We start from the raw sequence: 12,024 nt of genomic DNA, 5'->3' as shown, positions 1-12,024 counted from the left end.
CTTGAGACCGGATAGCCCGGATCGCCTGGAAGGAGCCGGACGGCGGACCGCGCTGCTGGCCCTCTTCTTTCTGTCGGGGGTCAGCGGGCTGATCTATCAGATCGCCTGGGTGCGGCAGTCCGTGTTCACGTTCGGGGTCAGCGTCTACGCCTACAGCACGGTCATCGGGGCCTACATGATCGGGCTCGCGCTGGGGAGCTACGTGATGGGCAGGCGAGTCGACGCGCACGCGCGGCCCCTGCGCACGTACGCGGGGCTCGAAGTGGGGATCGCCGCGCTCGCTGCGCTGTCGCCCTTTCTGCTGGCGGCGCTTCACGGCGTGTATCCCGGGCTCAGCAACGCCCTCCCGGCCGGGGGCGTCTGGCTCACGCTGGGCCGGCTCGTCTTCTCTCTCGCCGTGCTCACGCCCACGACCTTCCTCATCGGGGCCACGCTGCCCGTCATGAGCCGGATCTACGCGACGCACGGCGGGCGCGTCGGGAGCGACGTGGGCCGGCTCTACCTCGTGAACACGGCGGGCGCGGCCCTGGGCTGTGTCCTCACGGGACTCGTCTTCCTCCGGTACCTGGGCGCGCGGGAGACCATCTTCCTCGGCGCCGCGATCAACCTGCTCGTCGCCGGGGGTGCGCTCGCGCTCCTCCGGCTCGCGCAGGCCCCGAGGACAACCAGTGCGGCGAGCGAGGCCGGCGATATCGCGACGGATTCGGCCGCCGCGGCCGTTGCGAGCGCGATGCCGGAAGCAGCCACCCCACCCGCGGAGAATGCGCTCCCGATCCCGGCCGGGGCGCTGCGCTACGTAGCGATCGCCTACGGCATCTCCGGCTTCATCGCGCTCGGCTACGAGGTGGTGTGGGCGCGAATCCTCTACATCCACTCCTCGCACGCCTCGTACTCGTTCTCGCTCATGCTGACGGTCTTCCTCACCGGGCTCGCGCTCGGGGGCGCCGGCGCGAGCTGGGTTCTGCGGCGGAGACGGACGACGCTGAGGCATTTCGGGGCGATCCAACTCGCCATCGGATTGCTGGCCGTTCTCATCCTCCACGTCTTCGCCCGACTTCCCGCGCTTCATCTCGAGGACTGGTTCGGTGGCTACACCATCGCCTACGAGTTCCTCATCGCCTTCGTCACGATTTTCCCTCCCACCGTCCTCCTCGGGGCGCTGTTTCCCGTTGTCGGGAGCCTGTACACGCGCGAGCGGGCGCAGGTCGTGGGGCTTCGCATCGGCCGCGTGAACGCGTTCAACACGCTGGGCGCCATCGCGGGCTCGCTCGGCGCCGGGTTCGTGCTCGTGCCGCTCCTCGGACTCCGCAACACGGCCGTGGCCCTGGCGGTGCTGAACCTCGCGCTCGGAGCCGTGGCCCTGCGTTTCGACCGCGGCGGGGGGCGGCGGTCGCTGCGATTCGCGCCGGCGGGCGCGATCGCGGCCACGATCCTGGCCGTCGCGATCCTCCCCACCGGCTTCTACCTCGGCTCGTACTACACGGAGACCGACCGGCTCATCTTCTACAAGGAGGGCGTGGAGACCACCGTCGCCGTGCTGGAGGTTCCGGAGGACAACTTCAAGATCTCCTTCGTCAACGGCCGCGACGAAGTGCCGACGGACCGCGCGAGCATGTCGGCCTTCCGGCTGCTCGGACACCTCCCGCCGCTGCTCCGGCCCGGCGCCCGCAACGCGCTCGTCCTGAGCTTCGGCAACGGGATCGCCACCGGGACCATGAACACGCACGGCATCCCGGTGATCGACGCCGTGGATCTGTCCCCGGAGATGATCGAGGCGGCGGCGGTCTATCACGAGGAGAACTACGACGTCCTCGACAGCGACCGGCTCCGGCTGTATGTGGAGGACGGGCGGAACTTCCTCCTCCGGGCGGAGGAGCCGTACGACATCATCTCGGTGGACGCGACGCACCCCGCCAACGCGAGTTCATGGGCGCTGTTCACGAGCGAGTTCTATCAGTTGATCGAGAGCCGGCTGGCCGAGGACGGCGTCTTTATGCAGTGGATCCCGATCCACGGCGTCCGCGAAGACGACTATCGGGATATCCTGAGGACCGTCTGGGACGTGTTTCCGAACATGGTGCTGTGGTCGACCGGATCGACGCACAGCTATGTCGTCGCCACGCGGGAGCCGATGTCGTCCGTCGTGATGCAGTCGGTGCTCGCGCGGGCGGCCGCCAACCCGATCGTCGCCCGGGATCTCGGCCCTCCGGAGACCATCGCCGGCTACGTGGCGATGGCCGAAACGGACCTGACGGGCTACATCGGACGCGGCCCCGTCATCACGGACAACGACGCCTTCTTCATGCCGGCGCGTTAGGGTTGGGGCTCCGCGCCTCCGCAGGTGCGGTTCACGTCAGCGGGAACCGCCGTCCGAGCCGCGTGAGTCCCAGATGTCGACAGGTACCGGACCGATCCTGAGCGCGTCCGGATTCACCCACGGGCGCGCCCCGTACGGCTTCTGCCTCGGCCACACCTCGTCCAGCGTTTCGCCCACATGGAGGCGGCCGTCCTTCATCACGTAGGCAATGTCCTCCGTATTTCGGATGTCGTCGAGCGGGTTCGAGTTGAGGACCATGAGGTCGGCCAGCTTCCCGACCGAAATCGTCCCCAGGTCGTCCTCCGCTCCGAGGAAGTAGGCGCCTTCGACGCTCGCGAGCTCGAGCGCCCCCATGGGCCCGAGCGCGGCCGCCGCCATCCACACCTCCCAGTGCGAGCAGATCCCGTGCTGCTGCCCATGGCCGCCGATAGAGCCGCGGCCGCCTTCCGCCATGATGTCGGCGAGGCCCTGGGCCACGATCGGGAAGATGTAGTCCGTCTTCGGGCGCAGCGCGCGGCGCCGGGTGTGGCCCATGAGCTGCTGCCACGGCATCCAGGCACGCAGCTTCTCGCTCAGCCACACGTCGCTCTCGCCGAACCAGTACTCGTCGCTCCACGGCCCCGCCCGCGTGTTGAAGGTCGGCGAGTACACCGCCTCCGCGCGGCCGAAGAACTTCGCCACATCTCCGTAGATCGGCGCGTAGGTGAGCGAGTGCTCCCATGCCGTCTGCCCGTCCATGATCTTCGTGAGGTTGTGGAGCAGGTCGTTCCCCTGCGAGGTCACCATGAGGCCGCGCCGGCGGGCGATGTCCGACACCCACTGCCGCTGGTCTCGCCGCGGCTGCAGGTACTGCTTGATGGAGACGGCGCCCCACGACTGGAGCCGCTCGATCTCCTCCTCGGCCACTTCGTAGGAGGTGATGTCGTTCTGGCGCGCGGCGTCGCCCAGGTAGAGCGGGTCGCCCGTGCTGTACGTGCGCGGGCCGATCAGCATCCCCGCTTCGATGAGTTCCGCGGCCGGGAAGACGTCCTGCGACCACATCGAGTTGTCCATGTTGGCCGTGATGCCGTAGGCGAGCGGCACCGCCGCCTCGAACGCCTTCATGGGGATGATCCCGCGGTACTCGCGGAAGAAGTGCGAGTGCATGTCGATGAAGCCGGGGATGATCGTCTTCCCCGCCAGCGACTCGACGCGGTCCGCGCCGGTCGTGTCGCAATCACCGACGCAGGCGATGCGGCCATCGCTCACGAGCACGGTCCCGGACTCGATCACCTGGCGATCCTCGAGCGTGATGATGCGGACGTCGGTGAGGGCGATCGTCCCGGCTGCAAAGTCCCGCTGCACCCGCAGTTCGATCTCGACCGTGTCGGCCCGCTCCGCGTCGACGTCGTACGCGATGTACGTCGGGCCGCTCCCGAACTGGACCGTGCGCGCGTCCCGCCACGACGGGAAGAGCCCGCCCGTCCGGCTCAGGCGGCGGATCGGCAGCGTCCCGTTCTTCTTGTCGATGAGGACGGTCTCGCCCCCCGTGCCCGACGCGGGGAACGGAGTCAGGTAGACGTTGTCGCCCTCGTTGAAGGCGATCCAGTCTCCGCCGGGAGAGATCACGATCTCGTCGGCGAACGGGAAGCGCGCGTGTTCCCGCCGGTCGCTCCCATCGGTGCGGATCGAGACCAGCGCAGAGCCGGCGCCGCGTGCCATCCTCAGCTGAGGATAGAAGATCCGTCCCTCCGGACCGAACGACGGGCGCACGAACTGGGTGCGCGTGGAGAGAGTGGGTCCGGAGACCCGCGTCACTTCGGTGGCGGTGCCCCCGCCAGCCGGGAAGAGGACGATGTCGAACCAGGGGCCGTGCGCGTAGGTGCGGGTGCGCGCTGTCGTGCCGGAGCCGCGGACGGCCATGACCCGCGCGCCGTCCGGGCTCCACACCGCCTGGCTGTATTCTCCGTATTCTTCCGACAGTTGCACCGGTTCCCCGATCTCACCCCCGTCCCCGACCCGGGCCTTCCACAGATGGCCCGCGCCCGCCTCGTCGACACTCGTGAACGCGATCCACTCGCCGTCGGGTGACCACGCCGGCGAGTACTCGAAGTCCGTGAACGAGTCCGGCGTCAGCCGGCTCGGCGTTCCCGCGGGAACGTCCATGACCCAGACTTTGCCCACCGCCTGAAACGCGAGCCGGGTGCCGTCGGGCGATCCCACCTGCCAGCGCGTGAAGCGGGAGCGGAACTCGCCCTCATCGATGTCGATTGGCGCGAACGCCTGTTCCGAGATCACCCGGTGGACGCGAGCCTCGAAGCGGATCGTCTCCACCTCCCCGCTCTCCACGTGGAGGCGGCGGATCTTCCCACCCTGGGAGAGGACGATGGAGCGGCCGTCTCGGGACCACGAGTAGCCGGGCAGCACGCGGAGGTTATTCGTGTCCTCGACCATGTCCCGCTCGATCGGGTCCATGATCACGCGCTCGGCCCCGGTGCGGAGGTCGCGCAGCCAGAGCGCCGTGCGCGGGCCGTACTCGTGCCCCTTCCACACGATCGTGCCGTCGGGGATGCGGCGCGCGAAGGCGAGCCAGCGTCCGTCGGGGGATACTTCGGGGGCCCAGGCGCCCCCGCTCGAGAGCCGGTACTGGCGCGAGGGCTCCCCGTGCGTGATCGAGATGATCTCGCCGCTGCGCAGGTCCATCCGGCGCAGGTTGTAGGCACCCTGCAGCGCGTCGCGCTCGGCGCTCGGCGGCCCCGCGTGGTCGCCGAACCCGTCGAACCCGGGATCGGCGAAGGCCACCCCTTGCCCCGGCGTACTGATGTGGAAGTAGAGGTAGCGGCCATCCGCGGAGACCGAGGGCCAGGACGGGTTCTCGACCTCGCCGCCCACCAACTCCACGCCTTCCCCGCCGTCCCGATGGTACATCCAGAGGCCACGCGCCCGCGCGCCGCCAAGTTCGTATCGGCGCACGACGATGTAGCGGCTGTCCGGCGTCCACGCGGGCTCGACCACACGCACAACCATGTCCTCGAACACCGGCCGGGGGTTCCCGCCGTCCGCGTCCATCACCCAGAGGTTGTTCTGCCCCCCGCGATCCGAGACGAAGGCAATCGAACCGCCGTCGGGCGAGATTCGGGGGTGGAAGTTGATCGCCACGCCGCTGTTCTGCGTCAGGGAGACGGCCTCTCCTCCCGCTGCGGGCACCCGGTACACGTGCCCGAGGAGATCGAAGACGATCCAGCCGCCGTCCGGGGAGATGTCCACCGACATCCACGTCCCCTCGCTGGTCGTGAAGTCGATCTCGCGCGTCTCGCCGTACGCGGCGGTGACATCCCACGCGCCGACTTCCTGGACGCTGCTCCCGGGCCCGTTCGGGTCGGCCGGATCGACCTCCTGCGCCAGCAGCCGACCCCCGCTTCCGGGGCAGAGACTCGTGGCCGAAGCGGCGAAGAGGGCGGGGACAAGGACGGGAACGAGGGTGAGGGTGGGGCGCGCCTTCGACACGGGAACCTCCTTGAGATGGGCCTTGGAGCCTGTGGGAAGCTGGTTCCCGGCTACGGGCAGGAGCAAGACAACGGGCTTGAATGGTGGAGCAGGCTTGTGTATGGTTTCCTTGTATTCTTACTTACAGGAACAAAGGCCATGTCATGCTCGCCAAGCTGACGTCAAAAAACCAGTTGACGCTTCCCAAAGCCGTGATCTCGGGTTTTCCGAACGCGGAGTACTTCGACGTAACCGAGGCCGCATCGTGCTGACGCCCGTGCGGGTAACGCGGGCGGACGCGGTGCGGGCAAAGCTGGCCGAATTGAAGTTGTCCGACTCGGATGTGGCGGAAGCCGTCGCCTGGGCGCGCCGGGCTGAATGACGCCGGTTCGCACGGTCCTCGACACCAACGTCCTCGTATCGGCCCTTCTCTTCCCGAAGGGAACGGTATCCTGGCTGCGCGACGCGTGGCAGTCGGGTGCGATTCTGCCGCTCGCCAGCCGGGACACCGCCTCCGAACTGGTCCGGGTACTGTGCTATCCGAAGTTCCGTCTCACTACGGCGGACCGCGAGGAACTGCTGGCGGACTATCTGCCCTACTGCGACTCGGTCGACGTCGGTGAACCGCCACCCGTCCCGGAGTGCCGCGACCCCTTCGGCCGCATCTTCCTCGAGGTGGCGCTGGCCGGGCGCGCCGAAGCGCTGATCACGGGTGACGAAGACCTGCTCGCTCTCGCTTCGGCCTTCCCGGTGGCGATTCTCACGCCACGGGCGTTCGCCAAGCGGCTCGCGGGTTGAGCCGATGGCCTCGACCTGTGATGTCGTCGTACGACGACAGGAGCTACATGCCTGCGAACGGCGACAGAGCCGACCGGGCAGCCCTGGCTGGCGCCCTCAGTACGAGACGCCGGTCGCTCGGCACAGCCAACGCTGGAACGGCGCGGCCGTGCGGCACAGGACGGTAAACGCGTCCAGGAAGTCGGCCGACACAAGGTCATCTTCGCTCAGTTGCGCCACCGCGATGAAGTCCTTGCGCCGCAGGTCCTCGATCAGCGGGTGGTCCACGCTGAAGCCCTGCGGGGCCCGGACGAGCGAGTCGCCCGAAAGCTCGAAGGCGCTGCGAAAGTCGGCGCCGCGCGACGCCCGCTTCCAGGCTTGCGGATCTTCGTCGATGAACGCGCGGATCTGCCGGAGCGCCGGTCCGCCGGGGCGCCAGGAGCCGCTACCCATGAAGCAATGCCCGGGCTGGATGTGCAGGTAGAAACCGGGAGCATGGGCGTCGCGGCCCGCGTCGTGCCGGAACTGGATGCCGGTGTGGGTTTTGTATGGGCTCTTGTCCCTGGAGAAACGGGTGTCGCGGTAGATCCGGAAGAGCGAGCCGCCATTCGCCCTCGGATCCGCGCGAAAGTGGGGGCTGATTCCCGCGAGGGGCGTGGAGAAATCGGCGATGAAGCGGAGCGCCGGCTCTTTGACGTCCGCCTCGTATCGCGACTTGTTGGCGAGAAACCACTCACGGTCGTTGTTGGCGGCCAACTCGCTCAGGAAACTGAAGGTGCGGGGCGTGAAGTAGGCTGCGGTCATCGCAAGGCTTGCCGGCTGGGGAACGGTATGACGAACGTGGCCGGGTACCTATGCTGTCGGTCCGGAGGAAGCAAGCAGGACGATCCACCAGCGACCCACCATCGACCCGGAAAGAGGGCCGCCCGCCATGACGCGCACCGAACTCAGCCGCACCATCGACGCTCCGGTCGGGGTGGTCTTCTCGACCGTCGCCGACAGCTCCAACTTTTCCGAGGCAGTGCCGCACATCGAGCACGTGGAGTTCCTGTCGGAAGCAAGGACGGGGGTGGGCGCCCGCTTCCGCGAGACGCGGCTCATGGGAAGCAGAAGGGCGACCACGGAGTTGGAGGTGACCGAATACGTGCAGGACGAGCGTGTTCGCTTCGTCGCCGACCAGGGTGGCACGATCTGGGACACGATCTTCACCGTCGAGCCGGGCCCGGATGGCCGCGGGACGCGGCTGCGCATGGTGATGGAGGCGAGGCCCCACAAGCTTGCCGCCAGACTCGTCACACCCCTTATGAAGAGAGTGATCACCAAGGCGATTGCCGCCGACCTCGATGCCGTGAAGGCGTACACGGAGGCGACCGGATGAAACGGACCCGACCACGGGCCGCCGGAGTCGCTGCCGCGCTGCTGGCGGCGATCGCGGTCTTGGCAACGCCGGGGGTCGCGGGGACCCAGGAAGTGATCGAACTCCCGGGCGAGGACCGCTGGCTGGAGGCCGATTTCGAGGAGGTCTACCGGGTCGGTTCCGCGCTTGGCGAAGCATGGCAGGAGTTCGGCACGATCGGTCGGGTGGGGTTCGACGAAGCCGGGAACCTCCACGTGTTCGATCGCCTGACTGCGCGAGTCGTCGTCGTGAACCCGGACGGAGACTTCGTTCGCGAATTCGGCCGCAGAGGCGAGGGGCCGGGTGAATTCCAGCCGCCCATGGACATGGTGGTCATGCACGACGGCAGGGTCGTCGTTACGGACATGGGACATCGCGCGTACCACATCTTCGACCCCGGCGGGGATTTCGAGCGCATGATCCGAATGGGCCGCATCGCGATGGTCCGGGAGATGTACGCCGAAGCTGGTGGAGCGTCTCTCATCAGGGGTGCGAAAGTGCTTGGCTTTGCGTATCGGGCCGTGCCGGGCGAAGCCACGATCACCTTCCCCGACCCGCGTACGGTCGAACGAGTCTTCCTCGCCGGGGACGAGGCGGCAGTGGAGACCGCAGCCGAGGTCTGGGGTCCCGCCTGGACCAAGCCAGCCGCACGTCCCTTCGGCGGAGGGCCGCAACAGGTGATCGTTCGAGGTGACCGCAGAGGATTCGAACCAGAGCTCTACGCGGGCGTGTTACCTGGGGGACGCATCGCGTTCTCGGACTCTTCCGCGTACGCAATCAAGCTTGCGGAACGGGATGGCCGGATCAGCTCTGTCCTTACCCGGCCCTTCTCGCCTGAGCCCGTTACGGAACGCGTGATGCAGGCGGAGAAGAACCGCAGGTTGGGGGACCTGGAAGATCGTCCGGATCGGGTCTCCCGGTCCGGAGGCGCAATGACGATATCCGGGACCGGCGGCGGGGCCCGCGCGCGCGAACGAATCGAGACGCTGGAGTTCGCCGAAGAGGTTCCCGTCGTGCGAGACCTGCGCACGAGTTGGGGCGGCCGGATCTGGGTCCTGCGCCGCGGCGAAGAACCGGCCAGCGACGGTCCCATCGACATCCTCGCCGCGGATGGCCGCTACCTCGGGAGCTACCGCACCGGAGCAACGCGGCTTCCCGACGCATTCGGACCGGGAGGACTTGCGGCCTTCATCGAGCGGGACGAACTCGATGTCCAGACCGTAGTGGTGAAACGTCTCCCGGACGACGTGAACTGACTCCCCGTTCAGTGCCGAGAGTCGGCGAAGCGCTCGGCTGGCGCGAGTCCGGGAGGTGCAGCGGCATTTTGCATATGCGTGGAAGCTTGCTGAGGGTACGATTCGCTGGACTGGCGCTGGGCACGATCGCTGCGCTGGTCCATGGGGCCGCGGCCAACGTCGCGGCACAGGAGCTACCCCTCGCCCGCACGGACCAGGGCCGGTGGGCCGAGGTCATCGCGGCCTCGCGCGGGAAGCTCGACTCGCTGCGGCGGGCGATGTCCATCCCCGGCCTCTCCATCTCCGTGTCGGTCGACCGTCGCGTCGTGTGGTCCGAGGGAATGGGCTACGCCGACCTCGAGCTGCGGAGCCCCGCCACACCGCTCACTCGCTATCGGATCGGGAGCGTCTCCAAAGTCCTGACCGCAGCCGGCGCGGCGCTTCTCCACCAGCGGGGAGAACTCGATCTGGACGCACCCGTGCAGGCGTACGTCCCCTCCTTCCCCCGCAAACTCGAAGGCGAGATCACCACGCGGCTCCTCGCCGGACACATGGGCGGGATACGGCATTATGTGGACATCGAGGCAGAGTACTACCTGACGCGGCGCTACGAGACGGTGTTCGAGGCGCTCGACCTGTTCCGCGATGACCCGCTCGTCGCCGCTCCGGGGACCGAATGGTCCTATTCGAGCTACGGTTTCAACCTCATCAGCGCGGTGATCGCGTCGGCTTCGGGACGCGGGTTCCTGCAGTACCTGGACGAGGAGGTTTTCCGCCCGCTCGGGATGCTCCACACGGGCGGAGACCACACGGACAGCCTGATCGTGAACCGCGCGCGCCCCTACGACCGCACACCGGACGGCCGCCTCATCAACGCCCGCCACATCGACAACTCTCACAAGTGGGCCGGCGGCGGCTTCCTCTCCACGACCGAGGACCTCCTTCGCTTCGCGCACGCCCACCTCGAGCCGGGGCTGTTCCGCCAGGAGACGCTGGACCTGGTGTGGACATCTCAGCGCACGACCTTCGGCGAGGAGGTCGGCGTCGGCATCGGCTGGCGCCTCTTCCCGCCCTCGAGGCTGGGCGGGCGCCGCGCCGTCGGACACGCGGGCGGCGCGATCGGCGGCAACGCCCTGCTCATGATCTACCCGGATGACGGGGTGGCCATCGCGGTCGCCGCGAACATCGCCGACATCGGCTATCCGCAGGGCGGCGCACTCGTCTTCGGAAACGTGATCTACGAAATCGCCGATTTCTTCATCGAGGCCCGCTGATCGGTCTTCGCTCTTCTACGGTCCGAGAGCCCCCACGGGGATCACGCCCACGCCATCCGGACGGGTGTACGCGTACCCACTGCCGACAATCACCCCAAGCGTCGCGGGCTCGCCACACCGGTCCGTATCCACGCGATCCGCAAACCTCCGGAGCGTTCGCGCCCCCTCGTCGATGCGGCCCGTGCCGAGCTTGATTTCGAACGCGGCCCACCGTCCCGGTCCGGCGTCTACCACCGCGTCCACTTCCAATCCCGTGTTGTCGCGGTAGTGAAAGACGCGGGCCTCGGCCGCCTGGGCGTATACGCGCAGGTCCCGCACCACCATGGACTCGAACAGGAAGCCGAACCACTCGAAGTCGTGGAGCAGATGTTCGGGGGTCGCACTCAGGGCCGCGACGGCGAGCGAGGGATCGACGAAGTGACGTTTCGGCGTGACTCTTAGCCGCGACCGTGATCGCAAGTGCGGCGCCCAGGGGGGCTGATCCTCCACCACCATCAGGCGCGTGAGCGCGTTCATGTAGGATCCGGCCGTGTGGTTGACGAGGGGAGGGTCGGAGCCTCCCGAGTCCCGGACGAGAGTCGCCACGCTCGCATTGGTAGAGACGTTCCGGGCCAACGATTGAAGAAAACGCCCCACTCTGGCCGGGTCTTTGTCGCGCCCATCCACGCGACGGACGTCGACCCGGCAAACTTCCCCGACGTAGTCGCGATTCTCGGCCATCGCATCCTCGAGGGAGAGCGGCGACTCACCGGGCGCCGAGCCCAGGTGGCCCGGCCAGCCCCCCGCGCAAACCAGTTCCGCAAGATCGGTCACGGTCAACTCAGCTGTGGAGGGGGAGATCGGGCTTCCCGCCAAGAGCTTCGACAGGGCAACTGCGCCGGTCGAGCGCTTCAACTCGAGGAGTGACATCGGGCGGAGACGCAGGCGGCCGATCCGTCCCGCGCCGGTATGGCGGGTGATGTCGTCGGGCGGCACCGCCGACCCGGTAAGGATGAAATGACCCCGGCCCGCACGGTCATCGACGGCGTGACGTACATGGTTCCAGACTTCAGGGACGACCTGCCATTCATCGATGAGACGTGGCGCCTCTCCCCGAAGCAGGAACCCGGGGTCGACGGCGGCGGCGCGACGGGCGGAAGCGTCGGCATCCAGCATCACACGGCTGGCCACTACCTGCCTCGCCGTGGCCGTCTTGCCACAGGCCCGGGGGCCCTCGATCAGGACTGCGCCGGATCGGGTGAGACGCTGCCGGAGCTCACGGTCCGCCACTCTGGGCCAATACTCGCGCGGCCCGGGTTCGCCCGTCGTCTCCTGCGGACGTTCACGAACCACGTATCGAGAAGGGATATCCAGGGGACGGCCCACCGTGTGATCCTCCGTGCCCGAGTCGGCGCATGATAATCCGGCGTCGACAGGTTTCTCATAATGACACGATTGCAACATCTACAACTACATGATTGCAGTGCATATGCTAGCACGTTTGCAACACTGGCGCCACATCGAACGTGCGGGAGAACCTGCGACCCGATCAGCGGGGAGCGTTGTTGCGGATTTCGACGG

General features: G+C 67.8%; 8 protein-coding genes and 1 pseudogene. 6 read left to right on the top strand and 3 right to left on the bottom strand.

The features are described 5' to 3' along the window. Nucleotide 1: 1 nt before the first annotated feature. Nucleotides 2–2,317, top strand: a complete 2,316-nt coding sequence (locus tag ACOGXI_RS13980; RefSeq protein ID WP_419939440.1) for a fused MFS/spermidine synthase — start codon at nt 2–4, stop codon at nt 2,315–2,317. Between the two features lie 36 nt (nt 2,318–2,353). On the opposite strand, the gene ACOGXI_RS13975 is transcribed toward ACOGXI_RS13980, so the two are convergent. Further along, nucleotides 2,354–5,803, bottom strand: a complete 3,450-nt coding sequence (locus ACOGXI_RS13975) for an amidohydrolase family protein (RefSeq protein WP_419939439.1) — start codon at nt 5,801–5,803, stop codon at nt 2,354–2,356. A gap of 143 nt (nt 5,804–5,946) precedes the next feature. On the opposite strand from ACOGXI_RS13975, the pseudogene ACOGXI_RS13970 reads away from it, so the two are divergent. Both ACOGXI_RS13970 and ACOGXI_RS13965 read left to right on the top strand, forming a co-directional pair. Continuing rightward, nucleotides 5,947–6,164, top strand: a pseudogene (locus ACOGXI_RS13970) (AbrB/MazE/SpoVT family DNA-binding domain-containing protein). Beyond that, nucleotides 6,161–6,580 (top strand): putative toxin-antitoxin system toxin component, PIN family, encoded by a 420-nt coding sequence (locus ACOGXI_RS13965; protein WP_419939438.1) that lies wholly within the window; start codon nt 6,161–6,163, stop codon nt 6,578–6,580. The pseudogene ACOGXI_RS13970 and the gene ACOGXI_RS13965 overlap by 4 nt, the downstream one beginning before the upstream one ends. A gap of 96 nt (nt 6,581–6,676) precedes the next feature. On the opposite strand, the gene ACOGXI_RS13960 is transcribed toward ACOGXI_RS13965, so the two are convergent. Continuing rightward, nucleotides 6,677–7,363, bottom strand: coding sequence for a DUF2461 domain-containing protein (locus ACOGXI_RS13960; protein ID WP_419939437.1), 687 nt, complete (start codon nt 7,361–7,363; stop codon nt 6,677–6,679). 127 nt (nt 7,364–7,490) lie between these two features. Here ACOGXI_RS13960 and ACOGXI_RS13955 point away from each other — a divergent pair, with 127 nt between their 5' ends. From ACOGXI_RS13955 to ACOGXI_RS13945, 3 genes are all read left to right on the top strand, one after another. After that, a complete protein-coding gene (locus ACOGXI_RS13955) occupies nt 7,491–7,937 on the top strand; it encodes an SRPBCC family protein (RefSeq protein WP_419939436.1) in 447 nt (148 codons plus the stop codon). Further along, nucleotides 7,934–9,211, top strand: a complete 1,278-nt coding sequence (locus tag ACOGXI_RS13950) for a 6-bladed beta-propeller (RefSeq protein WP_419939435.1) — start codon at nt 7,934–7,936, stop codon at nt 9,209–9,211. The genes ACOGXI_RS13955 and ACOGXI_RS13950 overlap by 4 nt, the downstream gene beginning before the upstream one ends. Before the next feature lie 86 nt (nt 9,212–9,297). Next, nucleotides 9,298–10,464, top strand: a complete 1,167-nt coding sequence (locus tag ACOGXI_RS13945; RefSeq protein ID WP_419939434.1) for a serine hydrolase domain-containing protein — start codon at nt 9,298–9,300, stop codon at nt 10,462–10,464. A 15-nt stretch (nt 10,465–10,479) separates the two neighbouring features. On the opposite strand, the gene ACOGXI_RS13940 is transcribed toward ACOGXI_RS13945, so the two are convergent. Then, nucleotides 10,480–11,796 carry an ATP-binding protein gene (locus ACOGXI_RS13940; RefSeq protein ID WP_419939433.1) on the bottom strand — a complete coding sequence of 439 codons (1,317 nt, stop codon included), beginning with the start codon at nt 11,794–11,796 and terminating at the stop codon, nt 10,480–10,482. Nucleotides 11,797–12,024: the final 228 nt, after the last annotated feature.

It is taken from the genome of Candidatus Palauibacter sp., assembly GCF_965208055.1.
Lineage (GTDB): Bacteria > Gemmatimonadota > Gemmatimonadetes > Palauibacterales > Palauibacteraceae > Palauibacter.
The sequence above is the reverse complement of the archived record's forward strand: the minus strand, read 5'-3'. Positions and strand labels throughout refer to the sequence as shown.